Source organism: Micromonospora sp. NPDC049102 (assembly GCF_043197485.1).
Lineage (GTDB): Bacteria > Actinomycetota > Actinomycetes > Mycobacteriales > Micromonosporaceae > Micromonospora.
This window is the reverse complement of sequence record NZ_JBICTE010000041.1, coordinates 12,583-37,497: the sequence shown is the minus strand read 5'-3', so window position 1 is coordinate 37,497 and position 24,915 is coordinate 12,583. Positions and strand designations below refer to the sequence as shown.

General features: G+C 71.9%; 30 protein-coding genes. 19 read left to right on the top strand and 11 right to left on the bottom strand.

All coding sequences use genetic code 11. The features are described from left to right. Positions 1-20 precede the first annotated feature (20 nt). The 12 genes from ACGFH9_RS28085 (at position 21) to ACGFH9_RS28030 (ending at position 9,706) form a co-directional block, all read left to right on the top strand. Positions 21-722: a helix-turn-helix transcriptional regulator gene (locus ACGFH9_RS28085; protein ID WP_393225056.1), complete on the top strand. Its 702-nt coding sequence runs from the start codon at positions 21-23 to the stop codon at positions 720-722. Next, complete coding sequence (gene sufB, locus ACGFH9_RS28080) at positions 719-2,149, top strand: Fe-S cluster assembly protein SufB (protein ID WP_393224992.1); 1,431 nt, start codon at positions 719-721, stop codon at positions 2,147-2,149. The genes ACGFH9_RS28085 and sufB overlap by 4 nt, the downstream gene beginning before the upstream one ends. Before the next feature lie 92 nt (positions 2,150-2,241). Beyond that, entirely contained in the window at positions 2,242-3,441 is a 1,200-nt protein-coding gene (gene sufD, locus ACGFH9_RS28075) for a Fe-S cluster assembly protein SufD (RefSeq protein ID WP_393224989.1), read from the top strand. Then, positions 3,441-3,767 carry a non-heme iron oxygenase ferredoxin subunit gene (locus ACGFH9_RS28070; RefSeq protein WP_393224987.1) on the top strand — a complete coding sequence of 109 codons (327 nt, stop codon included), beginning with the start codon at positions 3,441-3,443 and terminating at the stop codon, positions 3,765-3,767. Before sufD ends, ACGFH9_RS28070 begins: the two co-directional genes overlap by 1 nt. Continuing rightward, the gene (sufC, locus tag ACGFH9_RS28065; protein WP_112677399.1) at positions 3,767-4,540 is read left to right on the top strand and encodes a Fe-S cluster assembly ATPase SufC; all 774 of its coding nucleotides are present in this window, start codon (positions 3,767-3,769) and stop codon (positions 4,538-4,540) included. Before ACGFH9_RS28070 ends, sufC begins: the two co-directional genes overlap by 1 nt. Positions 4,541-4,560: 20 nt before the next feature. Further along, a complete protein-coding gene (locus ACGFH9_RS28060; RefSeq protein ID WP_393224983.1) occupies positions 4,561-5,865 on the top strand; it encodes a cysteine desulfurase in 1,305 nt (434 codons plus the stop codon). After that, on the top strand, positions 5,865-6,341 hold the full coding sequence (sufU, locus tag ACGFH9_RS28055; protein WP_393224980.1) for a Fe-S cluster assembly sulfur transfer protein SufU: 477 nt from the start codon (positions 5,865-5,867) through the stop codon (positions 6,339-6,341). Before ACGFH9_RS28060 ends, sufU begins: the two co-directional genes overlap by 1 nt. 73 nt (positions 6,342-6,414) lie before the next feature. After that, positions 6,415-6,897, top strand: coding sequence for a metal-sulfur cluster assembly factor (locus ACGFH9_RS28050; RefSeq protein WP_393224977.1), 483 nt, complete (start codon positions 6,415-6,417; stop codon positions 6,895-6,897). Between the two features lie 195 nt (positions 6,898-7,092). Continuing rightward, the gene (locus tag ACGFH9_RS28045; protein ID WP_393224975.1) at positions 7,093-7,701 is read left to right on the top strand and encodes a TIGR03086 family metal-binding protein; all 609 of its coding nucleotides are present in this window, start codon (positions 7,093-7,095) and stop codon (positions 7,699-7,701) included. Positions 7,702-7,986: 285 nt separating this feature from the next. Then, complete coding sequence (locus ACGFH9_RS28040; protein ID WP_393225053.1) at positions 7,987-8,622, top strand: LysE family transporter; 636 nt, start codon at positions 7,987-7,989, stop codon at positions 8,620-8,622. A 37-nt stretch (positions 8,623-8,659) separates the two neighbouring features. Continuing rightward, positions 8,660-9,322: an acVLRF1 family peptidyl-tRNA hydrolase gene (locus ACGFH9_RS28035; protein ID WP_393224972.1), complete on the top strand. Its 663-nt coding sequence runs from the start codon at positions 8,660-8,662 to the stop codon at positions 9,320-9,322. Positions 9,323-9,460: 138 nt separating this feature from the next. Next, positions 9,461-9,706 (top strand): muconolactone Delta-isomerase family protein, encoded by a 246-nt coding sequence (locus tag ACGFH9_RS28030; protein ID WP_393225051.1) that lies wholly within the window; start codon positions 9,461-9,463, stop codon positions 9,704-9,706. A gap of 274 nt (positions 9,707-9,980) precedes the next feature. On the opposite strand, the gene ACGFH9_RS28025 is transcribed toward ACGFH9_RS28030, so the two are convergent. Beyond that, on the bottom strand, positions 9,981-10,907 hold the full coding sequence (locus ACGFH9_RS28025) for a neutral zinc metallopeptidase (protein ID WP_393224969.1): 927 nt from the start codon (positions 10,905-10,907) through the stop codon (positions 9,981-9,983). A 262-nt stretch (positions 10,908-11,169) separates the two neighbouring features. On the opposite strand from ACGFH9_RS28025, the gene ACGFH9_RS28020 reads away from it, so the two are divergent. Next, a complete protein-coding gene (locus tag ACGFH9_RS28020; RefSeq protein ID WP_355248811.1) occupies positions 11,170-12,774 on the top strand; it encodes an ABC-F family ATP-binding cassette domain-containing protein in 1,605 nt (534 codons plus the stop codon). Between the two features lie 27 nt (positions 12,775-12,801). Here the strand turns inward: ACGFH9_RS28020 and ACGFH9_RS28015 are convergent, their stop codons facing one another. Continuing rightward, complete coding sequence (locus tag ACGFH9_RS28015; protein ID WP_393224966.1) at positions 12,802-13,401, bottom strand: cadmium resistance transporter; 600 nt, start codon at positions 13,399-13,401, stop codon at positions 12,802-12,804. 199 nt (positions 13,402-13,600) lie between these two features. On the opposite strand from ACGFH9_RS28015, the gene ACGFH9_RS28010 reads away from it, so the two are divergent. Next, positions 13,601-13,828: a helix-turn-helix domain-containing protein gene (locus tag ACGFH9_RS28010; protein WP_007462679.1), complete on the top strand. Its 228-nt coding sequence runs from the start codon at positions 13,601-13,603 to the stop codon at positions 13,826-13,828. Positions 13,829-13,849: 21 nt separating this feature from the next. On the opposite strand, the gene ACGFH9_RS28005 is transcribed toward ACGFH9_RS28010, so the two are convergent. Next, positions 13,850-13,987: a hypothetical protein gene (locus ACGFH9_RS28005; protein ID WP_355248881.1), complete on the bottom strand. Its 138-nt coding sequence runs from the start codon at positions 13,985-13,987 to the stop codon at positions 13,850-13,852. Between ACGFH9_RS28005 and ACGFH9_RS28000 the strand changes: the two genes are divergently transcribed. After that, complete coding sequence (locus ACGFH9_RS28000) at positions 13,929-14,642, top strand: enoyl-CoA hydratase/isomerase family protein (protein ID WP_393225048.1); 714 nt, start codon at positions 13,929-13,931, stop codon at positions 14,640-14,642. The genes ACGFH9_RS28005 and ACGFH9_RS28000 overlap by 59 nt on opposite strands. 113 nt (positions 14,643-14,755) lie before the next feature. Further along, positions 14,756-16,732 (top strand): ABC transporter ATP-binding protein, encoded by a 1,977-nt coding sequence (locus ACGFH9_RS27995; RefSeq protein ID WP_393225046.1) that lies wholly within the window; start codon positions 14,756-14,758, stop codon positions 16,730-16,732. A 107-nt stretch (positions 16,733-16,839) separates the two neighbouring features. Here ACGFH9_RS27995 and ACGFH9_RS27990 read toward each other — a convergent pair whose 3' ends face one another. The 7 genes from ACGFH9_RS27990 to ACGFH9_RS27960 all read right to left on the bottom strand — a co-directional run bounded on the left by ACGFH9_RS27990 (position 16,840) and on the right by ACGFH9_RS27960 (position 21,690). Further along, on the bottom strand, positions 16,840-17,106 hold the full coding sequence (locus ACGFH9_RS27990; RefSeq protein WP_393224961.1) for a hypothetical protein: 267 nt from the start codon (positions 17,104-17,106) through the stop codon (positions 16,840-16,842). 111 nt (positions 17,107-17,217) lie between these two features. Continuing rightward, positions 17,218-17,829, bottom strand: coding sequence for a G/U mismatch-specific DNA glycosylase (mug, locus tag ACGFH9_RS27985; RefSeq protein WP_393225043.1), 612 nt, complete (start codon positions 17,827-17,829; stop codon positions 17,218-17,220). Between the two features lie 170 nt (positions 17,830-17,999). Continuing rightward, on the bottom strand, positions 18,000-18,761 hold the full coding sequence (locus ACGFH9_RS27980) for an SDR family oxidoreductase (RefSeq protein WP_355625407.1): 762 nt from the start codon (positions 18,759-18,761) through the stop codon (positions 18,000-18,002). A 57-nt stretch (positions 18,762-18,818) separates the two neighbouring features. Continuing rightward, the gene (locus ACGFH9_RS27975; RefSeq protein ID WP_393224958.1) at positions 18,819-19,280 is read right to left on the bottom strand and encodes a hypothetical protein; all 462 of its coding nucleotides are present in this window, start codon (positions 19,278-19,280) and stop codon (positions 18,819-18,821) included. Beyond that, positions 19,277-20,095, bottom strand: a complete 819-nt coding sequence (locus ACGFH9_RS27970) for a DUF692 domain-containing protein (RefSeq protein WP_393224955.1) — start codon at positions 20,093-20,095, stop codon at positions 19,277-19,279. Before ACGFH9_RS27970 ends, ACGFH9_RS27975 begins: the two co-directional genes overlap by 4 nt. Next, on the bottom strand, positions 20,092-21,015 hold the full coding sequence (locus ACGFH9_RS27965; RefSeq protein ID WP_393224952.1) for a TIGR04222 domain-containing membrane protein: 924 nt from the start codon (positions 21,013-21,015) through the stop codon (positions 20,092-20,094). Before ACGFH9_RS27965 ends, ACGFH9_RS27970 begins: the two co-directional genes overlap by 4 nt. Before the next feature lie 102 nt (positions 21,016-21,117). Beyond that, on the bottom strand, positions 21,118-21,690 hold the full coding sequence (locus tag ACGFH9_RS27960; RefSeq protein WP_234591495.1) for a TetR/AcrR family transcriptional regulator: 573 nt from the start codon (positions 21,688-21,690) through the stop codon (positions 21,118-21,120). Between the two features lie 77 nt (positions 21,691-21,767). Here ACGFH9_RS27960 and ACGFH9_RS27955 point away from each other — a divergent pair, with 77 nt between their 5' ends. The 3 genes from ACGFH9_RS27955 (at position 21,768) to ACGFH9_RS27945 (ending at position 24,456) form a co-directional block, all read left to right on the top strand. Next, positions 21,768-22,628, top strand: a complete 861-nt coding sequence (locus tag ACGFH9_RS27955; RefSeq protein ID WP_393224949.1) for a carbon-nitrogen hydrolase family protein — start codon at positions 21,768-21,770, stop codon at positions 22,626-22,628. A 65-nt stretch (positions 22,629-22,693) separates the two neighbouring features. After that, entirely contained in the window at positions 22,694-23,338 is a 645-nt protein-coding gene (locus ACGFH9_RS27950; RefSeq protein ID WP_355248834.1) for an HAD family hydrolase, read from the top strand. A gap of 185 nt (positions 23,339-23,523) precedes the next feature. Then, a complete protein-coding gene (locus ACGFH9_RS27945; RefSeq protein ID WP_393224946.1) occupies positions 23,524-24,456 on the top strand; it encodes an RIO1 family regulatory kinase/ATPase in 933 nt (310 codons plus the stop codon). 58 nt (positions 24,457-24,514) lie between these two features. Here the strand turns inward: ACGFH9_RS27945 and ACGFH9_RS27940 are convergent, their stop codons facing one another. Continuing rightward, positions 24,515-24,763, bottom strand: a complete 249-nt coding sequence (locus ACGFH9_RS27940) for a DUF2630 family protein (RefSeq protein ID WP_355248839.1) — start codon at positions 24,761-24,763, stop codon at positions 24,515-24,517. Positions 24,764-24,915 lie beyond the last annotated feature (152 nt).

Sequence of the window (24,915 nt, the reverse complement as noted above, 5' to 3'; positions counted from 1 at the left end):
TCGGGGCCTCGTCGTCCGCGCTGTCCAGTGCCGCGACGGAGATCTCCACCCGTGACCGCGTCACCCAGTTGCTGCTGGAGCGGGGCGCCACCACCGCCGCGCAGCTCGGTCAGGCGCTCGGCCTGAGCCCCGCCGCGATCCGTCGGCACCTGGACGCGATGCTCGCCGACGGTGACGTGGTCGCCCGCGAGCAGGCGGTGCAGGGCAGCCGTGGCCGGGGACGTCCGGCCAAGGTGTTCGTGCTGACCGAGGCGGCTCGGGTCCGCTGTGGCACACACCACTACGACAACATGGCCACCGCCGCGCTGCGCTGGATCGCCCACAACGGCGGCGCGGACGCGGTCGACGCGTTCGCCGCCGAGCAGGTCTCCGCGTTGGAGTCGCGCTGCCGCGCCGCGATGGAGGACGCTGGCGACGACCCGCTGGCGCGGGCTGAGGCGCTCGCCGGAGCGCTCACCGCCGAGGGTTACGCTGCCAACGCGACCACGATCGCCTCCGGCGGCCAGCTCTGTCAGCACCACTGCCCGGTGGCGCACGTGGCCGCCGAGTTTCCCCAGCTGTGCGAGGCCGAGACCGCGGTGATCTCCCGTCTGGTCGGCACCCACGTGCAGCGCCTGGCCACCATCGCGCACGGCGACGGGGTGTGCACGACGCACATCCCGACCCAGCCGGGCCGTGCTTCATCCGGTAATCCCGTCACCACTGTGAGGACAGATAGATGACCGAGCAGATCGTCCAGCCCCTGACCCAGGAAGAGCAGCTCGCCGCCCTGGGTCGCTACGAGTACGGCTGGTCCGACCCGGACGCCGCCGGGGCGGTCGCCCAGCGCGGCATCAACGAGGCGGTGGTGCGGGACATCTCGGCCAAGAAGAACGAGCCGGCCTGGATGCTCGACCTGCGCCTGAAGGGTCTGCGGCTGTTCGGCCGCAAGCCGATGCCGGCCTGGGGCGCGGACCTCACCGGCATCGACTTCGACAACATCAAGTACTTCGTGCGGTCCACCGAGAAGCAGGCCACCAGCTGGGAGGACCTGCCCGAGGACATCAAGAACACGTACGACCGGCTGGGCATCCCGGAGGCGGAGAAGCAGCGGCTGGTCGCGGGTGTCGCGGCGCAGTACGAGTCGGAGGTCGTCTACCACAAGATCCGTGAGGACCTTGAGGAGCAGGGCGTCGTCTTCCTGGACACCGACACGGCGCTCAAGGAGCACGAGGACGTCTTCAAGGAGTACTTCGGCACGGTGATCCCGGTCGGCGACAACAAGTTCGCCGCGCTGAACACCTCCGTGTGGTCCGGTGGCTCGTTCATCTACGTGCCGAAGGGTGTGCACGTCGAGATCCCGCTGCAGGCCTACTTCCGGATCAACACGGAGAACATGGGCCAGTTCGAGCGGACGCTGATCATCGTCGACGAGGGCGCGTACGTGCACTACGTCGAGGGCTGCACCGCGCCGCTCTACTCCTCCGACTCGCTGCACAGCGCCGTCGTGGAGATCATCGTGAAGAAGAACGCGCGCTGCCGCTACACGACCATCCAGAACTGGTCGAACAACGTCTACAACCTGGTCACCAAGCGCGCCGTCTGCCACGAGGGCGCCACCATGGAGTGGGTCGACGGCAACATCGGCTCGAAGGTGACCATGAAGTACCCGGCGGTCTACATGACCGGCGAGCACGCCAAGGGCGAGGTGCTCTCGGTGGCGATGGCCGGCGAGGGCCAGCACCAGGACGCCGGCGCCAAGATGGTGCACGCCGCGCCGCACACCTCCTCGTCGATCATCTCCAAGTCGATCGCCCGTGGCGGCGGCCGCACCTCGTACCGGGGTCTGGTGCAGGTGCTGGAGGGTTCGCACCACAGCCGCAGCACGGTCAAGTGCGACGCGCTGCTTGTCGACACCATCTCCCGCTCGGACACGTACCCGTACGTCGACATCCGCGAGGACGACGTGTCGATGGGGCACGAGGCGACCGTCTCCAAGATCAGCGACGACCAGCTCTTCTACCTGATGAGCCGGGGTCTGAGCGAGGACGAGGCGATGGCCATGATCGTCCGTGGCTTCATCGAGCCGATCGCCAAGGAGCTCCCGATGGAGTACGCCCTGGAGCTGAACCGGCTGATCGAACTCCAGATGGAGGGCGCGGTCGGCTGACGCCGCCTCCGCCCGCGGTGCGGGCCGGAACCTCGGCCCGCCCGCACCCCGCTCCAACCTCGTCGTCACGGAACAGACAGACCAAGGAAGACATGACTACCCAGGCTTCCGCGCCGCCGCCCAGCACCAAGTCGCAGGCGCTGCGCTCGTACGACGTCGCCGACTTCCCGGCCCTCACCGGCCTGGAGGAGGACTGGCGTTTCACCCCGCTCAAGCGCCTCCGCGGTCTCGTCGGTGACGCTCCGGCCGCGAGCGGCACGGTCCGGCACGAGCACGGCGACCTGCCCGAGGGCGTCTCCGTCACCCGGATCGGCCGGGACGACGAGCGGGTCGGCAGCGTGCTCACCCCGGTGGACCGGGTCAGCGCGTTGGCGTACGGCGCGGCTCCCGACGCCCTGCTGGTGCGGGTGGCGCAGGATGTGGTGCTCGGCGAGCCGGTGAGCCTGCGAGTGGTCGGCACGGGCGCGGAGGAGCCGGCGTTCGGGCACACGTTCGTCGAGGTCGGCCGCTTCGCCGAGGCGACCCTGGTGCTCGAGCACGTCGGGTCGACCACCCTGGCCGACAACGTCGAGGTCGCCGTGGCCGACGGCGCGAAGCTGACGCTGGTCACGGTCGCCGACTGGGCCGACGACGCGGTCCAGGCCCAGCACCTGAAGATCAAGCTGGGTCGGGACGCCAAGGTCGTCCACATCCAGGTGTCCCTGGGCGGCGACCTGGTCCGGCAGTTCACCTCCGTGGAGTACACGGGCCGCGGTGGCGAGGCCGAGCTGTACGGCGTCTACTTCGCCGACGGAGGCCAGCACCTCGAGCACCGGCAGCTCGTCGACCACAATGTGCCGGACTGCCGCAGCTACGTCGGCTACCGGGGCGCGCTGCAGGGCGCGGACGCGCACACCGTCTGGGTCGGCGACGTGCTGATCCAGGCCGAGGCGACCGGCACCGACACGTACGAGATCAACCGGAACCTGCTGCTCACCGACGGCGCGCGCGCGGACTCCGTACCCAATCTGGAGATCGAGACCGGCGAGATCGCCGGCGCTGGCCATGCCAGCGCGACCGGCCGCTTCGACGACGAGCAGTTGTTCTACCTGATGGCCCGGGGTATCCCGGAGGGTGAGGCCCGCCGCCTGGTGGTCCGTGGGTTCTTCGCCGAGGTGATCAACAAGATCCCGGTGGAGCCGCTGCGCGAGCGCCTGGGCGACGCGATCGAGGCCCGGCTGGCGAGCGCGAGGAGTGAGCTTGCGAGCCCCGCACTCGCGAGCGAGGACTTCACCGCCAAGGCCGGCGCCTGATGGTCCGGATCTGCTCCACCGAGGACGTGCCGAAGGGCACCGCCATCAGGGCGGACGTCGACGGCACGCCGATCGCGGTGGTGCACGCCGAGGACGGTCAGTTCTACGCCGCGTACGACGAGTGCTCGCACGCCTCGGTCGCCCTCTCCGAGGGTGAGGTCGACGGCTGCACGCTCGAGTGCTGGCTGCACGGCTCCCGCTTCGACCTGCGTACCGGCGAGCCGAGCGGGCTGCCCGCCACCGAACCTGTCCCCGTCTACCCCGTCGAAGTCCGCGACGGTGACATCTACCTGAGCCTGACGCCGAGCAATGGAGTGACCCGATAATGAGCACCCTGGAGATCCGCGACCTGAAGGTGTCGGTCAAGCTGCCCGAGGGTGAGCTCAAGCCGATCCTGGCCGGTGTCGACCTGACCGTGAAGTCCGGTGAGACTCACGCGATCATGGGTCCGAACGGCTCCGGCAAGTCCACCCTGGCGTACTCGATCGCCGGGCACCCCAAGTACGAGATCACCGGCGGCACGGTCACCCTCGACGGCGAGGACGTGCTGGCCATGACCGTCGACGAGCGCGCCCGCGCCGGCCTCTTCCTGGCCATGCAGTACCCGGTCGAGGTGCCCGGCGTCTCGGTGGCGAACTTCCTGCGGACCGCCAAGACCGCGATCGACGGCGAGGCGCCGAAGCTGCGCACCTGGGGCGGCGAGCTGCGCGGCGCGATGGAGCGCCTCCAGATGGACCCGGCGTTCGCCCAGCGCAACGTCAACGAGGGCTTCTCCGGCGGTGAGAAGAAGCGGCACGAGATCGTCCAGCTGGAGCTGCTCAAGCCGAAGATCGCGATCCTCGACGAGACCGACTCCGGCCTCGACGTCGACGCGCTGCGCGTGGTCAGCGAGGGCGTCAACCGGGTCCGCGACAACGGTGACACCGGCGTACTGCTGATCACCCACTACACGCGGATCCTGCGCTACATCAAGCCGGACTTCGTGCACGTCTTCGTGGCCGGCCGGATCGTCGAGCAGGGCGGCCCGGAGCTGGCCGACAAGCTCGAGGCCGAGGGTTACGAGCGGTACGCCGCCGGGGCCGGCACGGCCAAGGCCTGAGCGGGAGAGGCGCAGTCGAGATGACCAGCATCGCGATCCCCGAGGGGATGCCGCAGTACGACGACGTGCCACGTTTCGACGTGGCCCGGGTGCGCGCCGACTTCCCGATCCTCGATCGGGAGGTCAACGGGCACCCGCTGGTCTACCTCGACAGCGCCAACACCTCGCACAAACCGCGCCAGGTGCTCGACGTTCTCGACGAGCACTACGCGCGGCACAACGCCAACGTGTCGCGCTCGGTGCACACGCTGGGCACCGAGGCCACCGAGGCGTACGAGGGGGCGCGAGCCACGATCGCCGCGTTCATCAACGCGCCGAGCGTCGACGAGGTGGTGTTCACCAAGAACTCGACCGAGGCGATCAACATCGTGGCGTACGCCTTCTCCAACGCCTCGCTGCGCGCGGACGCCGACCCCCGGTTCCGGCTCGGCCCCGGCGACGAGGTGGTGATCTCCGAGATGGAGCACCACTCCAACATCGTCCCGTGGCAGCTGCTCTGTGAGCGCACCGGCGCGACCCTGCGCTGGTTCGGAGTCACCGAGCAGGGTCGGCTGGACGAGTCCGGCCTGGAAGACCTGATCACCGAACGGACGAAGATCGTCTCGCTCGTGCACATGTCGAACATCCTCGGCACCGTCAACGCCACCTCCCGGATCACCGCGCGGGTCCGCGAGGTGGGCGCGTTGCTGCTGCTTGACTGCTCGCAGTCGGTGCCGCACCTGCCCATCGACGTGGTCGACCTGGACGCCGACTACATCGTGTTCACCGGGCACAAGATGCTCGGCCCGACCGGCATCGGCGTCCTCTGGGGTCGGGGTGAGCTGCTGGCGGCCATGCCGCCGGTGATGGGCGGCGGCTCGATGATCGAGACGGTGACCATGGCCCGGTCGACGTTCGCCGCGCCACCGGCCCGTTTCGAGGCGGGCACCCCGCCGATCGCCGAGGCGGTCGCGCTCGGCGCGGCGGTCGACTACCTCACCGGCATCGGCATGCCGGCGATCCAGTGGCACGAGAAGGAGCTGACGGCGTACGCGCTGGACGCCCTCGGCGCGGTGCCCGACCTGCGGATCTTCGGCCCGACCGTCCCGGTCGGCCGGGGCGGCACGATCTCGTTCGCCCTGGGCGACGTACACCCGCACGACGTGGGCCAGGTGCTCGACTCGCTGGGCGTGCAGGTGCGGGTGGGCCACCACTGCGCGAAGCCGGTGTGCAGCCGGTTCGGCGTGCCGGCGATGACCCGGGCGTCGTTCTACCTCTACACCACCACCGGGGAGATCGACGCCCTGGTGGGCGGTCTGGAGCAGGTACGGAAGGTGTTCGACTGATGGTCCAGCTCGACCAGCTCTACCAGGAGATCATCCTGGATCACTACAAGCACCCGCACGGGCGGGGCCTGCGTGACGCCGACGACCCGGGCGACCAGGTCGCCGAGGCGCACCACGTCAACCCGACCTGCGGCGACGAGGTCACCGTCCGGGTGGCCACCGACGGCACCGTGCTGCACGACATCTCGTACGACGGGATGGGCTGCTCGATCAGCCAGGCGTCGGCGAGCGTGCTGCACGAGTTGCTGCGTGGCCGGGGCGCCGGGGAAGCATTCGAGGTGCACGAGGCGTTCGTCGAGTTGATGTCCGGCCGTGGCCAGGTCACGCCGGACGAGGACGTACTCGGTGACGGGGTGGCTTTCGCGGGCGTCGCCCGCTATCCCGCCCGGGTCAAGTGCGCGCTGCTGCCGTGGATGGCGTTCAAGGACGCCGCGGCACGCGCCGGCGTGGGCGCGAGCCCGGAGGTGACGGCGTGAGCGAGCGCCAGCGAGCGATTTCCAGCAGCACCGTGCTGTCTGGTGGCATCACGAAGCGATCCGGAGGGACGGCATGAGCGAGAACACCGCTACCGCGGCGACGCCGGAGGCCGGTGACGCCACCGCGGCACCGCAGACCGACGCCGTGGCGACCGACGAAGCCGCGACGACCAACGACGCGGCGACCGCCGGTGCCGGCGACGACGCCGCCGCCTCGGCGGGCGGCGTCAGCAAGGCGATGATCGCCGACATCGAGGAGGCGATGAAGGACGTCGTCGACCCGGAGTTGGGCATCAACGTGGTCGACCTGGGCCTGGTGTACGGGGTGCACGTCGACGACGAGAACGTCGCGACCCTGGACATGACGCTCACCTCGGCGGCCTGCCCGCTGACCGACGTGATCGAGGACCAGGCCCGGCAGGCGCTGACCACCGGTCCCGGTGGCGGTCTGGTCAACGACATCCGGATCAACTGGGTGTGGCTTCCGCCGTGGGGCCCGGACAAGATCACCGACGAGGGTCGGGACCAGCTCCGTTCCCTCGGGTTCAACGTCTGACCCGATTACGTTCCACAGTCTTCGAGCGCGGCGCCCTCCGGGTGCCGCGCTCGATTCGTTGTGGGTTGCGCGACAATCGTTAGTGGAACGGATCGTTCCGGTCTGCTAGGCTGATCTCGGAACGGAGCGGAACATTCCGTTTCGCAAGTGAGCGAATGCGCTCGCCTGGCGGGGTCGGCGGAGAGGGTCGGGACAATGGACGAGTTGGCGGCGGGGCAGTGGCGAAATGTGCTCGACCAGGCGCACAGTGCGCTGCGAACGATCGCCGAGGGGGTGCCGGCCGATGCCTGGGACCGGTCCACACCCTGTGAGCTGTGGACGGTCACCCAGGTGCTCCAGCACGCGACCGGTGACCAGATCGGCTACACGGCGGCGATCACCGGCGGGGCGGGGCCCGAGGAGGACCCGTTCGCGCCCTCCGGGCGGATCGAGGGGGACAAGCTGAGCGGGCTGAACGCTGCCCTCGACGCGTCCGCCCGTGCCTGGGCAGGTGTCGACGAGGACGATCCGCAGGTGCCGACGCCGCTGCCGCAGGGCGCGCTGCCGGCCCCGGTGGCCGCCGTGGCCTGCGCCCTCGACGCCGCGGTGCACGCCTGGGACATCGCGGTGGCCACCGGCCAGCCGTCGCCTCTGCACGACGACCTGGCCCGCCCCCTGCTGAAGGTCGCACGGCAGATCGTCGAGCCACTGCGGGCCTACGGCGCGTACGCGGCAGCGCTCGACCCCGGCGAGGAGGCCGACGAGGTCAGTGTCCTGCTCGCCTACCTCGGCCGCGACCCCCGGTGGGCCGCGTCGCGGCGTTGATCAGCCCAAGATCGTGCTCGATCATCGATGTAGTTGCCTCGGTGCGTCATCGAGGCAACTACATCCTGGTTCGAGCACGATCTTCGACGTGGCGTGCGCGGCTCGCCGGCCGGGCTTAACGGCCGCGTGGGGGCGTGGGGAAATTCGTTGCGGGGGTGTGCGGGCGGGGCGCAGGATGCCGACTGTGATTGAGGCGTACGCGACGAAGGTCCTGGTCCCTGCGACGACTGCCGGTCGTCGACAGCGGCCGGTGCCGGAGCGGGCCTCGATCCGGTGCCGACGGCCGTGAGCGCGGCGTTCCTCGCCGGCCTGGTGGCCGGTTACGGCGTCGCGATCCCCGTCGGGGCGATCGCGATCCTGATCCTGGGGCTCAGTGCCCGTACCTCGTTCCGGGTCGGTGCGGCGGCGGCCCTCGCGGTGGCGACGGCCGACGGGCTCTACGCGGCGGTGGCCGCGCTGGGCGGTGCCAGCCTGGCCGGGATCATCGCACCGGCCGCCGGTCCGTTGCGGGTTGTCGCCGCCGTGGTCCTGGTGGCGCTCGCGGTGCACGGTTTCTGGCGCACCTGGGCGGCCCACCGCGCACGCCAGGCGCCGACGGCGCGGGGGAGTCGGGGCGGCATGGGTAGTCCGGGCCGTGCCTACGCGGCGCTGCTCGGGTTGACCCTGCTGAACCCGACGACGGTGCTCTACTTCGTCGCGTTGGTGCTCGGTCGTCCGGACACGGCCGACGCGGGCGTGCTTCCGGCGGCACTGTTCGTGGCCGGTGTGTTCCTGGCTTCGGCGAGCTGGCAGTTGCTCATCGCCGGCGGCGGCACCGTGGTCGGCCGCGCCCTGACCGGCCCGCGCGGCCGGCTGGTCACCGGAGTGCTCTCCAGCGTCCTGATCGCGATGCTGGCGGTGGCGGCGCTGCTGCCGGGCTGACGGTCGGCCCTCGCCCGCTGTGGCGTACGGTCGGGCGATGACCAGTCGACCCGCCGCCGGGGGAGGCCGGTGGGTCGAGGTCGACCCGGCCCGCGTCGCCCGCTGGGTGGAGGGCTTCGTCGACCGGCACGGCCCGCACACCACGACCGTGCAGGGGTACGGGCTGCTGCTCACCGCCGCCGACGGGGCGACCGCCGAGGTGTACGCCCCACCCGGGGCGCCGGCCCGCGACGACGTCGTCGGGTTCGTGGCCTCGGCCGTCGCGCCCCGCCGGATCGGCCTGCTGCTGGCTCGCAAGGGCGCGGTGGCGGTCGGCGTGGCACAGGGTGCCGACCTGGTGGTCTCCAAGGTGGACACCCGGTACGTGCAGGGGCGCACCGCCGCCGGTGGGTGGTCGCAGCACCGGTTCGCCCGCAGGCGCGACAACCAGGCCAAGGCGGCGTTGGGTGACGCGGCTGACCTGGCCGTACGGCTGCTGCTGCCGGAGGCGGCGAAGCTGGCGGCCCTCGTCTGCGGCGGTGACCGACGAGCCGTGGACACGGTGTTGGCGGACCGTCGGCTGGCCCCCCTCGTACCGCTGCGGGCCGAGCGGCTGCTCGACGTGCCGGAGCCTCGGCACGCGGTGCTGGTGGCGGCGGTGGGCGCGGCCCGGGCGGTACGGATCCGGTTGCGCGACCCGGCACCCGACGTCGCGGAGTGATCGGGGAGACGGCAGCCACCCCGATCGGGGTTCCCGGCGTGGCGTGGCGTCGCCGGTCCGAGGATGGGCGCGTGGAGTTCCTGGTGGACATGAGGACGACGGTGCCCGAGGGGCACGTCGGAGGACGGGGTTGCCGAGCTGCGGGCGCGCGAGGCGGCGCGTTCGGCCGAGCTGACGGCGCAGGGCAGTCTGCTGCGCCTGTGGCGGCCACCGCTGGCGCCGGGGGAGTGGCGTACGTGGGGGCTGTTCGAGGCCGCCGACGCGGACGAGCTGGAGGCGGCGCTCGCCTCGATGCCGCTGCGCGCCTGGCGGCGTGAGACGGTCACCCCGTTGACGCCGCACCCGAACGACCCGGGTCAGCCGCCCCGGCAGGCAGGGAGGTGACCATGGCCGGCAGCGAGATGGAGATCCTGCGGACCGTCCTGGACCGGTGGAGGTCGGCGGTAGAACTGACACAGCAATTGATGGTCGAGAGTAATTGACAGTCGTAAGGCGCATTGCTCTCGATCAGCGTGTCTGTCGTCAGGTGCGGTGCCGTCGACGAAGCCTCCCCGTCCCGACGTCTGCACCCGAAGCGCTGCCGGGCCTCGGCCCGACCGACACCGAACATGGACGTGGCAGGCCCCGCGGGGCCTGCCACGTCGCTTCTTGTCGAATGTCAGAGCTGGTCGGTGCCGAAGGTGTCGCAGGTCTTCGGGTCGCCGCCCTCGTAACCCCGGCTGAACCAGCGCTTGCGCTGCTCCGACGTGCCGTGGGTGAACTGGTCGGGGTTGACCTGACCGCCGGAGCGCTCCTGGATGCTGTCGTCACCGATCGCCTCGGCGGCGTCGATGGCCTGACTGACGTCGGCCTGGGTGATCGACTTGAACAGTGGCTTCTCGCCGCTCTTGTCCTTGCTCTCGCTGGCGTGCTTGGCCCAGGCGCCCGCGTAGCAGTCGGCCTGCAACTCCAGCCGCACGGAGGCGGACCTGGGCCCGCTCTGGTCGCCCTGACCGGCCTTGGCGTTGGTGCCGAGCAGGTCCTGGACGTGGTGGCCGTACTCGTGGGCGAGCACGTACGGCTGGGCGAACTCGCCCTTGGCCCCGAACCGGTTGGCCAGCTCGTCGTAGAAGCTCAGGTCGATGTACACCTTCTGGTCGGCGGGGCAGTAGAACGGGCCGACACCCGAGTCGGCCTGCCCGCAGCCGGTGTTCACGGCCTGCTGGAAGAAGTTGGTGATGGTGGGCTCGTACTCACCCTTGCCCAGCTCCGGGTACGCCTTCTGCCAGTACCCCTGGATGCTGTTGACGTAGAGCAGGTTGCGGCAGCGCGCGTCCTGGAGACGGTCCGGGTTCGCGGTGGAGCACACCTGGTCCAGGTCCTCGCCTCCGGCCTGTCCACCGTCGTCCCCGTTGGTCATGGCGTTGAGGCCGAAGCCTCCGCCGAGCAGGGCGATGAGCACGGCTACCACGATGCCGATGATGCCGCCCCGGCCGCCGCCTCCCGGGATGGGGATGCCGATGCCGCCGCCCGACCCGCCGCCGCTGCCGCGACCCAGGTCTTTGGCCTGGGAGGTGTCGAGCTCGGCCTGCTCGTTGAGTTCCATGGTGACCCCGATCGCCTGGTGCCGGTGAATGTCGTCTGTATGTCGTTTCGTCGCCTGAGTGCCGGACGGGGTCCGGACAGGCGTTCCGGTACCCGATGATCTTGATTGGTAATCCGAGCGGGTCGTACGTGAGTGCCCGGTACACTTGTCGCCGTGCCGCGCTGCGAAGGCTGAACCGCCCCGCGCCGACGGGCCCAACGCCCGCCGGCGCTTTCGCGTGCCCTGAGTCAGCCTTCCAGACCCCGAGAGCGAGTCCCACGAGATGATCACTGCCACCGGCCTGGAGCTGCGTGCCGGCTCCCGGATCCTGCTGTCCGACACCACCCTGCGCGTGCAGCCCGGTGATCGGATCGGCCTCGTCGGCCGCAACGGCGCCGGCAAGACCACCACGCTCAAGGTGCTCGCCGGTGAGGGCCAGCCGTACGGCGGCCAGATCGACCAGCGCAGCGCCATCGGTTACCTCCCACAGGACCCGCGCACCGGTGACCTGGAGGTCACCGGCCGCGACCGGGTGCTCTCCGCCCGCGGTCTCGATGTGCTGATGGCCCAGATGAAGGACGTCGAGGAGCGCCTCGCCGAGGACGCCACCGACAAGTTGGTCCGCCGCTACGGCGCGCTGGAGGACCAGTTCGCCGCCCTGGGTGGGTACGCTGCCGAGGCCGAGGCCGCCCGGATCTGCGCCAACCTCGGTCTGCCGGACCGCGCGCTCGCCCAGACCATCGGCACCCTCTCCGGCGGTCAGCGCCGCCGCATCGAGCTGGCCCGCATCCTGTTCCGCGACGCCGGTGAGAACGGCGGCGGCATCCTGCTGCTCGACGAACCGACGAACCACCTCGACGCCGACTCGATCACCTGGCTGCGTGGCTTCCTCGCCAACCACAAGGGCGGGCTCATCGTGATCTCCCACGACGGGGCACTGCTGGAGTCGGTGGTCAACAAGGTCTGGTTCCTCGACGCCACCCGTTCCGTGATCGACGTCTACAACCTGGGCTGGAAGGCGTACCTGGAGGCCCGCGAGACCGACGAACGACGCCGCCGCCGCGAGCGGGCCAACGCGGAGAAGAAGGCCGGCGCGCTGATGGCGCAGGCCGACAAGATGCGGGCCAAGGCCACCAAGACCGTCGCCGCGCAGAACATGGCCCGCCGCGCCGAGAAGCTGATCTCGGGCCTGGAGGACGTACGCGTCGCCGACCGGGTGGCGAAGGTGCGTTTCCCCAGCCCGGCACCGTGCGGCAAGACGCCGCTGACCGCGACCGGCCTGTCCAAGTCGTACGGCTCGTTGGAGATCTTCACCGACGTCAACGTCGCCGTGGACCGGGGTTCCCGGGTGGCCATCCTCGGGCTCAACGGCGCCGGCAAGACGACGCTGCTGCGGATGCTCGGTGGCCTGCTCAACCCCGACACCGGCGAGGTGCACGCCGGGCACGGGCTGCGGTTGGGCTACTACGCGCAGGAGCACGAGACACTGGACGTGGAGCGGACGGTGCTGGAGAACATGCGCGCCGCCGCGATCGAGCAGTCCGACACCGACCTGCGCAAGATCCTCGGCGCGTTCCTGTTCTCCGGCGACGACGTGAACAAGCCGGCCGGTGTGCTCTCCGGCGGCGAGAAGACCCGGCTGGCCCTGTCCACGCTGGTCTGCTCGGGCGCCAACGTGCTGCTGCTCGACGAGCCGACCAACAACCTCGACCCGGTCAGCCGCGAGCAGGTGCTCGACGCGATCGCCAATTATCCGGGCGCGATCGTGCTGGTCACGCACGACCCGGGGGCGGTGCTCGCGCTCAAGCCGGACCGCGCGATCCTGCTGCCCGACGGCGACGAGGACGCCTGGAGCGACGACCTCCTCGAACTGGTCGAGCTGGCCTGACCGCGCGGCGGTCGGGGCGGGCCGGTCTCAGCCCAGCAGGTCGACCAGCCGGGCGAGCACACCTGAGCTGACCAGGATCACCACGCCGATGCCGACGAAGATCGCCGGTACCAGCCAGTGCCCCGCACGTTCCACCAGAGCTACCACCCGCCGGTGACCGCCGAGCCAGGCGGCGACGGCGCACCACAGGCCGATGAGCACGACGAAGATCAGCAGGAAGACCGCGCTGTCGCCGGGGCCGAGGGCCCGGAACACGGGTACGTAGACGGCCACGTTGTCGGCGCCGTTGGCGATGGTCACGCCGGCGACGCCGAGGGTGCCGGTGACCACGGTGGCGGGCTCGTCGTCGTCACCGTGCCACAGCGCGCGGACGCCCAGCGCGATCGGCAGCAGGCCCAGCAGGCCGGTCCACGGGTCCGGCACCACCAGCAGCCCGGCGGCGACCACCGCGCTGGCCAGCGCGAGCGCGCCGATGCCGAGGTACTGGCCGGTGACGATCTGCCAGGTGCGGGGACGGCCGGTGGTGCGGGCCGCGACGAAGAACAGCGTGAGGATGACGATGTCGTCGATGTCGGTGGCGGCGAAGACCACGGCCGCGCCGGCCGCGGTGCCGAACAGGTCGATCACCCCGGGAGCGTACGGGCGGGGGCGTCACCACGCCGGAGGGGCCGACTCGGGGCCCATCGCGAGGATCACTCTATCGGGAACCTGACATTGCATAGCGTGTCGGTTGGCGAAGAGTTGATATCTGGCGCATGATCGTTCGAGGCGGTCTAATAGGTGGGACCGTATCCGAACCGCACAGTCTGGGACGTGAGGACACAGCATGGCAGCCACTGGCACAGCCACCAGCACTGAGAAGGGTCGCCGGATCGTCGGAGCCGAGCGTCAGACGCTCGCCAAGGACCTGGTAAAGCGGTACACCTCGGGGGAGAGCATCCGCGCGCTGGCGGCCTCGACCGGCCGTTCCTACGGGTTCATCCACCGAGTGCTCACCGAGTCCGGGGTTCAGCTGCGTCAACGCGGCGGTGCCCGGCGCCGCAAGAAGGCGTGACCCGCCCCTCCGCGTCGTTCATCAGCGCCGCGCCCCGGGCAGCCCGGTGACCGCCGAGGCGACCGGGGTTCGGCTGACCTGCGACGGGCCGGTTGCCACGGTGACGTTGTGCCGGCCCGACGTGCTCAATGCCCAGACGCCCGCGATGTGGCGCGCCATGAGCGACTTCTCCCGCGACCTGCCCGGCGACGTACGGGTGGTGGTGGTGCGGGGCGAGGGGCGTGCGTTCTCCGCCGGCCTCGACCTCGCGGTGGCCGGCGCGTCCGGCCCGGGGTCGTTCGCCGAGCTGGCCACGCTGCCCGAGCAGGAGTGCGCGGACCGGATCGCCGAGTTCCAGGCCGGTTTCACCTGGCTGCACCGCCCGGACGTCATCTCCGTGGCTGCGGTGCAGGGGCACGCGATCGGCGCCGGCTTCCAGCTCGCCCTCGCCTGTGACCTGCGGGTCGTCGCCACCGACGCGAAGTTCTCGATGGCCGAGGTCGGGCTCGGGCTGGTGCCTGACCTGGCCGGCACGAAGCGCCTCGTCGAACTCGTCGGCTATTCCCGGGCGCTCGAGATCTGCGCGACGGGCCGCCGGCTGGACGCCGCCGAGGCGGACCGGATCGGTCTGGCCACTCTCGTCGTACCCCCGGGGGAGCTGGACGACGCGGTCCGTGACCTCACGGCGGGCCTGCTGGCCGGCGCGCGCGACGCGGTGGTGGAGATCAAGGCCCTGCTCGCCGGCGCGGGCGGGCGGTCGCACGCCGACCAGCAGCGGGCCGAGCGGGAGGCGCAGACCCGTCGCCTGCGCGATCTCGCCAATCGGGGCGAATAGTAAGGACCGCACGGGAAGATCCGGGTTACGACCGAGGTTGTCACAGCTGTCGGGAGAATTGACCTGACAGCGTGGTCTACCCGACGACCCGGAGGTGACTGGTGTCCAACCCGATGTCCGGCGGTGGCATGGCCGGGTGGAGCATGCTCCGGTCGATGCGCAACCGCGACGAGGTCTCCGCCCACCGGCTCAAGCGCGGGGTGGCCCGCCGCATCGTGGCCTTCGCCCAGCCCTACCGGCGCGACATCGTCGTGTTCCTGGCCACCGTCGTGCTCGCCGCCATCATCGGCGTCGCCACCCCGGTGCTCGCCGGTGACGTGATCAACGCGATCAACCGGGGCGGCACCGAGGCCGGTCAGCTCGTCATCCGACTGGCCCTGTTCATCGCGGCCCTGGCGGTCGCCGACGCCCTGTTGTCCCTGGCCCAGCGGTGGTATTCCGCCCGCATCGGCGAGGGCATCATCCTCAACCTGCGCACCCGGGTCTACGACCACGTGCAACGGATGCCGTTGCAGTTCTTCACCCGCACCCAGACCGGTGCCCTGGTCAGCCGGCTCAACAACGACGTGCTCGGCGCGCAGCGGGCGTTCACCTCCACCCTGTCCGGTGTGGTCAGCAACGTCATCCAACTGGTGCTCACCGCCGCCGTGATGTTCACCCTGTCCTGGCAGATCACCGCGCTCTCGCTGGTGCTGCTGCCGATCTTCATCATCCCGGCCCGTCGGGTGGGCCGGCGGCTGGCCGACATCACGCGCGAGGCGTACAACCTCGACGCCAAGATGAACGCGACGATGACCGAGCGGTTCGGGGTGGCCGGCGCACTGCTCGTGAAGCTCTTCGGCCAGCCCGAGATCGAGGCCCGTCGGTTCGCCGGCCGGGCCGAGCGGGTCCGCGACATCGGCATCCAGTCCGCCATGTACTCGCGGACGTTCTTCGTCGCGATGCTGCTGGTCGCCTCGCTGGCGCAGGCGCTCACCTACGGTCTCGGCGGCTGGCTGGCCGTCACCGGCGGCGTCAGCGCGGGCACCGTCGTGACCCTCGCGCTGCTGCTCACCCGCCTGTACGGGCCGCTCACCGCGCTCTCCAACGTCCGCGTGGACGTGATGAGCGCGCTGGTCTCCTTCGACCGCGTCTTCGAGGTGCTCGACCTCAAGCCCGGCATCGTGGAGAAGCCCGACGCGGTGCCGGTGCCCCGCAGCGCCGGCCGGGTCGACTTCCGCGACGTGCGCTTCCGCTACCCGAGCGCCGCCGAGATCTCCCTCGCCTCGCTGGAGGAGGTCGCCACCCTCGACCGCACGGTCAACGAGCCGGTGCTCAAGGGCGTCTCGTTCAGCGTCGAGCCGGGCCAGATGGTCGCCCTGGTCGGCCCGTCCGGAGCCGGCAAGTCGACGCTGTCGATGCTCATCTCCCGGATCTACGACGTCACCGACGGGCAGGTGCTGGTCGGCGGGGTGGACGTCCGCGACGCCACGCTCGCCTCTCTGCGCGACGAGATCGGCGTGGTCACGCAGGATTCGCACCTGTTCCACGAGACGATCGCCGAGAACCTGCGGTACGCCAAGCCGGACGCCACCGACGACGAGATCTGGGCCGCGCTCGCCGGCGCCCAGGTCGCCGACCTGGTCCGGTCGCTGCCCGACGGGCTGGACACGACGGTGGGGGAGCGCGGCTACCGCTTCTCCGGCGGTGAGAAGCAACGCATCGCCATCGCCCGGCTGCTGCTCAAGGCACCGTCGATCGTCATCCTCGACGAGGCGACCGCACACCTGGATTCGGAGAGCGAGGCCGCGGTGCAGCGCGCGCTGTCGGTGGCGCTCGCCGGACGTACCGCCCTGGTGATCGCGCACCGGCTCTCCACCGTCCGCGACGCCGACCAGATCCTCGTGCTCGACGGCGGTCGGATCGTCGAGCGTGGCCGGCACGACGAGCTGGTCGCGGTCGGTGGCCTCTACGCCGAGCTGTACCGGACCCAGTTCGCGGTCGCCGACTCGCCCCGTCCCTTCGTGGACGCGACCGGCCCCGAGCCGGTGGTCATGCCCCTGGGCACGTACGTCGCCGACGAGGCGATGCCTCCCGCCGCCGCCAACTGACCCGTCAGTTGGTTGATCGACCCGGGTTGCTGGAAGTCGCGGTCTCCCGGTCGCTTCGAAAGCCCGACTTCCCCGACGTCGAGTCGATCGACAGGCGGGCTGGTCGACTACGGAGTGCCGCCGGAGTCGCTCGTCGAGCCCGCGTCGGAGGCCAGGTTCTGGTCACCGCCGCCGCCCTTGCCGCGAAGACTGCCCCGGCGACGTTTGCGGGTTTCGCGCGCGCTCTGGCGGATCGCCTTGCGCGCGGAATCCAGCCCCGCCTGCCGGTCGTCCGACCGGGCGTCCCGGCGCCGACGGCGCACTGCCACGACGACGACCGACGCGCACACGACCAGCAGGAGCAGAGCGAGCAACGCAAGGCGATTCCCGTCCACGCGCGCAAAGTACCGGTCGCCCCCCATTCCACCCACCCCATCCCACCCCCACCCCACCCTGGTTGATCATGAAGTTATTGCCATCTGCATCGGCGTTTCGTGGCAACAACTTCATGATCGACGCACTGGGGGGGGCAGGGTTAGTTTGGGTGGTCGGGTGGCTGTTTGTAGGTCGGCGAATGCTGCGCCCAGCGTCACCGGCGTGAAGTGCGCGTTCAGGCCGCTCGGGTTCGGCAGCACCCACAGGCGTGCTCCGGCCAGCGACTCCGGCTGCGGCCCGAACGTGGCCTTCGGTCGTCGGAAACCGATCCGGTACGCGGTCACCCCCACCACGGCCACCCACTGCGGCCGATGTCGGGCCACCTTGTCGGTCAGGATCGCCGCGCCGTCGAGCAGTTCCTCGGCGCTCAGCTCGTCGGCACGGGCGCTGGCCCGGGCGGCCATGTTCGTGATGCCGAGCCCGAGGGCCGGCAACTCGGTCTGCTCGCTCGGGTGCAGCAGCCGGGGGGTGAACCCGCCCAGGTGCAGCGCCGGCCAGAACCGGTTGCCGGGTCGAGCGAAGTGCCAGCCGGTGGCCGCCGACCAGAGGCCGGGATTGATGCCGACGAACAGCACCGCCAAGCCTGGGGCGAGCACATCGGGAATGGTCCGGTCGGCGGCCGCCGCCAGGTCCGCCCGGGTAGGCCGGGGGTGCGCAGCGCCCGCGCCGCCACGATTGCCCAGCGCCGGTGGCGCAGCGCCCGCGCCGCCACGACTGCCCAGCGCTGGTGGCGCAGCGCCCGCGCCGCCACGACTGCCCAGCGCTGGTGGCGCATCGCCCGCGCCGCCACGACTGCCCAGCGCCGGTGGCGCAGCGCCGGCTCGGCCGCCGGTGCCTGGAATCGGAGCGGCTGTCACAGGCCGCGTAGCGCGCCGCCGTCGACAGGTACGGTGAGGCCGGTCAGGTAGCTCGCGGCGGGGGAGAGCACGAACGCGGCCACCCGGCCGAACTCGGTCGGGTCACCGAGGCGGCGCAACGGAATGGTCGCCTCCGCCTCGGCGCGGGCGCGCTCCGGGTCGCCGGTCGCGGCGAACAGCTCCCGGTTGCGGTCGGTGAGGATCCGGCCGGGCAGGAGGCCGACGACGCGTACGCCGCGGGGGCCGTAGTCGTCGGCGACGTCCTTGGCGACGCCGACCAGGCCGGGCCGCAGGCCGTTGGAGATGCCGAGACCGGGCACCGGGCCACGGGCCGAGGTGGAGAGCACCAGCCCGATCGCGCCGCCCTCGCCGAGCGCCCCGGCGATCGTCCGCACCGCGCGGACGGTGCCCAGGAAGATCGTCTCGAACGAGATGCGCCACTGCTCGTCGCTGATCGTCGCCGCGTTGCCGGCGGGCGGGCCGCCGACCGAGATCAGCGCGCCGTCGACCCGGCCGAAGTGCGTGCGGGCCGTCGCGACGAGTTGCTCCGGCGTCTGCGGGTCGGACAGGTCCGCGGCGACGCCGACCGCCTTGTCCGGGCCGCCCAGTGCCTGCGCGGCGGCCGCCACCGCCTCCGGGTCCCGCGCGGAGAGCACCACCCGTGCGCCGTCGGCGACCAGGCACTGCGCCGTCGCGTAGCCCAGGCCACGAGAGGCGCCGGTGAGGACGTACACGCGGTCGGTCAGTCCGAGATCCATACCGCCGATCCTGCCGCATCCGGTGCGCCACCGCCAAGGTGGCGGGTCAGCGGCGGGTCAGCGGCGGGCGGGCCGTAGCAGACGTACCCGACCGGCTACCTGCACCGCGACGGCGCCGTCGGCGCGGGCCACGGCCGGCAGCCGGCGCGGACGTGGCGCGGTGTGCCCGTCGTAGCGCAGTCCCGCCTCGCGGACGGCCAGCTCGTCGGCGCCCGACGGAGGCAGCGTCCCGCGGTACCGGAGGTCGCGGGCCAGGTCCCAGCCGTCGCGCAGCGACCCGGCGGTGGGGCGGCCGGCGGCCCAGGCGGCGAAGGTCGACAGCCACGCCGCGCCGAGGCCGGCGGCGAGCAGCGGCCAGTGCCGGGCCACCTCGCCGGCGCGTTTGCCCAACAGTGCAGCCCGGGCGGCGGCCAGCGGTCCGGCCGCGAAGCCCGCCGGTGCCGGCCCTCCGGCGACCAGCGCCGCGACCAGCTCCGCCTGCCGCGCGGCGAGGTCGTCGCGGGGCGCAGCGCCGGTCATGTCACGGCCGGGAAGCCGGATGCGGTGGCCAGGGCGTCGAGTTCGGCGCGCAGCTCGGCGGCCGGTGGGTAGCCGCCGTCGCGTTCCAGCAGCAGCGCCGGTGGCCGCTGTCGGGCGCAGAGCGCGCCGACCAGTTCCAGCACCTCCGGGGGTACGGGATGGGTGTGCGTGTCGTGGTAGAAGCCGCCGTGCTCGGCCCCACCGGCCACGTGCACGTAGGCGATCCGGTCCAGGGGCAGCCGGTCGAGCAGCGCGAGTGGATCGGTGCCCCGGTTGCGCGCGTTGGCGTGCACGTTGGCGACGTCCAACAGCAGCAGAGCGCCGGTCCGGTCCAGGATCTCGGTGAGGAAGTCCGCCTCGTCCAGCTCGTCGTCGGGCCAGTCGAAGAGGGCGGCGATCGGCTCCAGCGCGATCGGCACCGGCAGCTCGGCCTGCGCGCGGGTCACGTTGGCGCAGATCGCGTCGACGGCCTCCCGGCTGCGCGGCAGCGGCAGCAGGTGCCCGGCCTCCAGCCCGCCGGCCCGCACGAACGCGATGTGCTCGCTGACCAGCGGCGCGTCCACCCGCTGCGCGACCGCGGCCAGGTGGGCGACGCGGGCCGGGTCGACCGGCTCGGCGCCACCGAGGGAGAGCCGCACCCCGTGGGGTACGACCGTCACGCCGCGCTCCCGCAACTGCGTCAGCCCGACCGGGAGTGGTCCGGTCGACGCCACCGACTCGGCCACCACCTCGACGAAACGCAGGCCGGGCAGCTCGGCCACGAAACCGGCGATCTCGGGACGCCAGCCGATGCCGACGCCGTACGGGCCGGTCATCCGCCGCACCCACCGCCGCCGCACCCGCCACCGCCACCGCCACCGCAGGAGCTGCCACCGCCGCAGGAGCTGCCGGTTGTACCCGACGATCCACCGCTGGCACCCGACCAGCCGCTGCTGGCGATCGCCTGGCGCTGGATCTCGGCCTGCTCGGCGAAGCCCGGGTCGATCGCCCACAGCGACGCCGTGCCGTACAGCGCCACGCCCATCGCCGCGCCGGCCGCGCCGTAGGTGGCGTACGCGGGGGACGAGTCGGGGGCGAGATGGTGGTGTCGGGTCCGCAGGTCGCGCAGGGCGTGGCGACCGGCCCGCGTGGTCTCCGGTACCCGCCAGAGCAGCAGCACCGCCACCGACACACCGACGAGGGTGAGCAGCAGGAAGCCCACCGGTCGCCCGTTGGCCAGGCCGGCGAACAGCCGTACGACGCCGAACACCCCGACGGCGGCGAGGAACAGCCGCCACTGTCGTGCGGTGGCCAGGCGCGCCTGGCTCACGAGTAGTCCACGCCCTTCGAGGCTGGTGCGGAGCTGGTCGAGCGCGGCGGCCACCCGCTGGTCCTGGCCGAGGTCCCGGGCCCGGACGCCCTGGTGGGCGGCCCCGTGGATCGCCTGCTCCAGCGGGGTGAGTCCGGTCGGGGTCGGACCGGTGGTCAGCAGCCGGCGATCCGGACCGACGTCGATCGCGCCGCTGCCCCGCAGACCGCCGAGGGCGGCGTGTACCGCGAGGGCCGGTCCCCCGTTGAGGTAGGCGACCTCCTGCGGACCGAGCGGCGCGGTGACGAGGGGTTCCGCGCCGGTGGCGAGGCGTACCCGGTGCAGGACCGCGAGGGCGGCCACCACGACGGCCGCCACGAGGTAGAGCCGGAGGAAGGTCGTACCGGGGACACCCCAGGTGTCGCCCGAGGCGGCGTGGACGATCATCGGCTGCTCCTGTCGCCGGAGGGGTCGGCGGCCCCAGTGTGGAGCACCGTCGCCACGCGGCCGGGCCGGGGGACCCGCGCTGTCGGCGGCGGCGAAAGCACCTCAGCGGCGGCGGACCGCCTCTTCGACCAGGTCGAGGACCGGGCCCAGGTCACCGGCCGGTCGGCCCATCGCCAGGTGCAGCACGAGGCCGTCGTAGGCCAGCTCCAGGAACTGGGCCAGCACGTCGATCGGTACGTCCTCGCGCAGCACCCCGGCGTCACGCTGGCGGGCCAGCCGGTCCCGGGTCGCCTCGGCGATCGCGGCCGACCGCTCGGCCCAGCGCTTGGCGAACGCCGGATCGGTGCGCAGCCGGCGGGAGACCTCCAGTTGGCTGCCCAGCCAGCCGGTGGTGTCCGGCGAGACGGCGCGGGCCAGCAGATCGCGCATCACCTGCACCAGACCGTTGCGGGCGACCGTCTCGACCATGGCGGCGGCGTCGTCCTCCGCGACGGCGAGGAACAGCGAGTCCTTGTCGCGGAAGTGGTGGAAGATGGCGCCCCGGGAGAGCCCGGTGGCCTCCTCGAGGCGGCGTACCGTCGCCCCCTCGTAGCCGAGCCGGGCGAAACACGCCCGAGCCGCGGCAAGGATCTCCTGCCGGCGCGCGTCGAGCTGGTCCTGACTTACTCTGGGCACACCTGGATCGTCGCAGGTCACCCCGAGCCGTGCAAACCGTACGTACGGCTTGGTAACGTACCGTTTACGATCCCCCGGTGATCCGCCCCCACCCCGCGCCGTCCGGCCCGCTGACCGTCGCCACCGTCCAGGCCACCCCCACGCCGGGTGACGTCGCCGGCAACGCGGCGGCAGCCGCCGAGCTGGTCCGGCTTGCCGCCGGCCAGGGCGCCCGGGTGATCGTCCTCCCCGAGCTGTACCTGTGCGCCTACCACCCGCCGACCCTCGCCGCCGATCCGGTCGGCACCCACGTGGAGGCCGACCCGGCCGGGATGGTCGCCGACGGTCGGCTCGACCCGCTGCGCGCCGCGGCGCGGACCGCCGGGGTCACCGTCGTGGTCGGCGCGGCGGTCCGGCACCCGGACGAGCGGCGGACCATCGCCGCGCTGGTCGTGGACCGCACCGGTGCCGTCCGGGTCGGGTACGACAAGCAGCAGTTGTGGGGCGACGAACGCGAGCTGTTCAGCCCCGGCGGCCGGGGTGCCACGCTGCTCGTCGACGACTGGCGGCTCGGGCTGGGCATCTGCTACGACGGCTGCTTCCCCGAGCACGGCCGCGCCGCCGCCCTCGACGGTGCGCACGCCTACCTGTGCCCCAGTGGCTACCTGGCCGGCTCGGAGCACCGCCGGGACCTGTACTACGCGGCGCGAGCCCTGGACAACACCATGTTCGTGGTCTTCGCCAACGCCGTCGGCGGCAGCGACCCGTGGCGGTTCAACGGCGGCGCGGCGATCTACGACCCGGAGGGACGGCCGCTCGTCCGGGGCGTCGACGAGGGCACGGACGTGCTGGTGGCGACGCTCGATCCGGCCGCGCTCACGGCTACCCGGTCGGCCCATTCGATGCTCGCCGATCTGCTGCCGAGCCAGGGCGGCCCGCGGACGTCGCTGACCGGTTGAGCCCACCGCCAGGTCGAAGCACGCGTGGTCTGTTGGCGGACACGTCGGTCCCGTAGGGTGCCCGAGTGCCACTGCTCCTGCTGGACCTGGACAACACCCTGCTGGATCGGGCCGGGCCGTTCCGACGCTGGGGTGAGCGCTTCCTGGACGGCATCGGCGCGCCCCCCACCGACATCGACTGGCTGATCTCGATCGACGCGGACGGGTTGACCGACCGCTGGGACCTGGCCGACGCGATCCGGGACCGCTACGAGCTGCGTATCCCCTCGATCGACCTGGTGGAGGAGCTGCACGACGGGGTGGTGGCGCAGACCCGGCTCGATCCGCTGACCGCCTGCGCGCTGCGCATCGCCGACGACGCGGGCTGGGTGCCCGTGGTGGTGTGCAACGGCACGGTACGCCTGGAGGACGCCAAGATCCGTCGTACCGGCCTGGACCGCTACGTCGCCGACTGGGTGATCTCCGAGGAGGCCGGGGTCAGCAAACCCAACCCGCGGATCTTCGCGCTCGCCGCGCAGCGGGTGCGGATGCCGCTGCGGGGTGCCTGGGTGGTCGGCGACAGCCCGGAGGCGGACATCGGCGGCGCCGCCGCGGTCGGGCTGCCCAGCGTCTGGCTGCACCGGGGCCGGACCTGGTCGGACGTCCGTTTCGCGCCCAGCCGCACCGTGGACGGGCTGATCGCCGCTGTCGCCACGGTGCTCGCGAGCTGAGGCGTGCGCGCCCGTCGCGTCCCTGCCGTAATTCGGTTGACCCGTGCTCAGGGCTGCCGCGAGGATGGGCGGCGCATCGTGCACCGGGCGTACCGCCCGATCGAGGAGAGGAGGTCGGCCGTGGCCGTCTTCGCAGGTCGCTACCAGCTGCCTATCTCAGCCTCGATCAAGGGAATCTCACCACAGTGCGCGATCATGACCTTCCGGCGCTGGAGCGCCGGACCCGCGGCAAGCGCCGCTTCGACGACGACGAACCGCAGTTCCTGAGGCGGGCCCGGCCCACCGAGCCGCCCGCCGACCCCGACACCCAACCCGACCCCGACACCGGCGAACGCTGGTCGTCGTGGGACGACGCGGTGCACGGGCCACACCCGCACCCGGGCTGGCTGGTCACCGAGCTGGCCGCCAAGGACACCGAGCTGGGTGTGCTGAAGACCGGCAAGGAGGCGGACGTCCACCTGGTCCGCCGCGCGGTACCGGACACGGACCGGTCCTGCCTGTTGGCGGTCAAGCGATACCGGGACCCGGAGCACCGGTTGTTCCACCGCGACGCCGGCTACCTGGAGGGTCGCCGGGTGCGGCGCTCCCGGGAGATGAGGGCGATGGCCGGCCGGACGGCCTTCGGCCGCCAGATGATCGCCGGGCAGTGGGCGGCGGCCGAGTTCGCCGCGCTGGCGCGACTCTGGGAGATCGGCGCTGGCAACGACCGGATCGCCGTGCCGTACCCCGTGCAGTTGCGGGGCACCGAGCTGATGCTGGAGTTCGTCGGCGACGCCGAGTCGGGCCTGGCGGCGTCCCGGCTGGCCCAGCTACGGCCCGGCCCGGTCGAGCTGCGCGACCTGTGGGACCAACTGGTCGAGGCGCTGCGCGTCCTGGCCCGGGCCGGCTACGCCCACGGTGACCTGTCGCCGTACAACCTGCTCGTGCACTCCGGGCGGCTGGTTGTGATCGACCTGCCGCAGGTGGTCGACGTGGTGGCGAACCCGCAGGGGCCCGAGTTCCTGGCCCGCGACGTGCGGGTGGTCGGCGCCTGGTTCGTGGCCCGGGGACTGAGCGCCGAACAGGCCGACCCCGGTGCCCTGACCGGGGAGCTGCTGCGCGAGGCGGGCATCCGCTGACCGGAGCGGAGCGGAGCGGGTCGGGTGGCCTGAGCGCTGCCCGACCCGCCCGTGCCTGTCACTGGAGGTAGCGTTCCACCTCCGGCTTGGGGCGTTCGCCCTGCGAGTCGGGGTCGCCGTGGGTGGCACGGGCGGCCCGGCGGCGGCGTAGCAGGTCCCAGCACTGGTCGAGGGATTCCTCCAGGGCGCGTAGCCGCTCGCTGGCCTCGCCCTCGGTGCCGGACTCGTGGGCCTGGGCGTCCGCGCGCAGCCGGTGCTCCTCGTCGACCAGTTCGGAGATCCGGTTCAGGATGGTCTTGTCGTCCATGCCACAGAGCCTGGCACAGGGTGCCCGCCATCGCCCGGATTCGCAGGGACCGGTGCGTCCTTGCTCACTGCGTTGCCCGGCTTCTGGGATCGCACGGACGTGAGCCGGCGGGCGGTCCGGCGCTCGACCGGGTCGACGGTCCGCCGCCGTCC

What these genes read in the sequence shown, in the direction of transcription:
- sufB (WP_393224992.1), top strand. Translation starts at nt 719, where the DNA reads ATGACCGAGCAGATCGTCCAGCCCCTGACCCAGGAAGAGCAGCTCGCC.
- sufD (WP_393224989.1), top strand. Translation starts at nt 2,242, where the DNA reads ATGACTACCCAGGCTTCCGCGCCGCCGCCCAGCACCAAGTCGCAGGCG.
- ACGFH9_RS28070 (WP_393224987.1), top strand. Translation starts at nt 3,441, where the DNA reads ATGGTCCGGATCTGCTCCACCGAGGACGTGCCGAAGGGCACCGCCATC.
- sufC (WP_112677399.1), top strand. Translation starts at nt 3,767, where the DNA reads ATGAGCACCCTGGAGATCCGCGACCTGAAGGTGTCGGTCAAGCTGCCC.
- ACGFH9_RS28060 (WP_393224983.1), top strand. Translation starts at nt 4,561, where the DNA reads ATGACCAGCATCGCGATCCCCGAGGGGATGCCGCAGTACGACGACGTG.
- sufU (WP_393224980.1), top strand. Translation starts at nt 5,865, where the DNA reads ATGGTCCAGCTCGACCAGCTCTACCAGGAGATCATCCTGGATCACTAC.
- ACGFH9_RS28050 (WP_393224977.1), top strand. Translation starts at nt 6,415, where the DNA reads ATGAGCGAGAACACCGCTACCGCGGCGACGCCGGAGGCCGGTGACGCC.
- ACGFH9_RS28045 (WP_393224975.1), top strand. Translation starts at nt 7,093, where the DNA reads ATGGACGAGTTGGCGGCGGGGCAGTGGCGAAATGTGCTCGACCAGGCG.
- ACGFH9_RS28035 (WP_393224972.1), top strand. Translation starts at nt 8,660, where the DNA reads ATGACCAGTCGACCCGCCGCCGGGGGAGGCCGGTGGGTCGAGGTCGAC.
- ACGFH9_RS28025 (WP_393224969.1), bottom strand. Translation starts at nt 10,907, where the DNA reads ATGGAACTCAACGAGCAGGCCGAGCTCGACACCTCCCAGGCCAAAGAC.
- ACGFH9_RS28020 (WP_355248811.1), top strand. Translation starts at nt 11,170, where the DNA reads ATGATCACTGCCACCGGCCTGGAGCTGCGTGCCGGCTCCCGGATCCTG.
- ACGFH9_RS28010 (WP_007462679.1), top strand. Translation starts at nt 13,601, where the DNA reads ATGGCAGCCACTGGCACAGCCACCAGCACTGAGAAGGGTCGCCGGATC.
- ACGFH9_RS28005 (WP_355248881.1), bottom strand. Translation starts at nt 13,987, where the DNA reads ATGGCGCGCCACATCGCGGGCGTCTGGGCATTGAGCACGTCGGGCCGG.
- ACGFH9_RS27995 (WP_393225046.1), top strand. Translation starts at nt 14,756, where the DNA reads ATGTCCGGCGGTGGCATGGCCGGGTGGAGCATGCTCCGGTCGATGCGC.
- ACGFH9_RS27980 (WP_355625407.1), bottom strand. Translation starts at nt 18,761, where the DNA reads ATGGATCTCGGACTGACCGACCGCGTGTACGTCCTCACCGGCGCCTCT.
- ACGFH9_RS27975 (WP_393224958.1), bottom strand. Translation starts at nt 19,280, where the DNA reads ATGACCGGCGCTGCGCCCCGCGACGACCTCGCCGCGCGGCAGGCGGAG.
- ACGFH9_RS27970 (WP_393224955.1), bottom strand. Translation starts at nt 20,095, where the DNA reads ATGACCGGCCCGTACGGCGTCGGCATCGGCTGGCGTCCCGAGATCGCC.
- ACGFH9_RS27965 (WP_393224952.1), bottom strand. Translation starts at nt 21,015, where the DNA reads ATGATCGTCCACGCCGCCTCGGGCGACACCTGGGGTGTCCCCGGTACG.
- ACGFH9_RS27940 (WP_355248839.1), bottom strand. Translation starts at nt 24,763, where the DNA reads ATGGACGACAAGACCATCCTGAACCGGATCTCCGAACTGGTCGACGAG.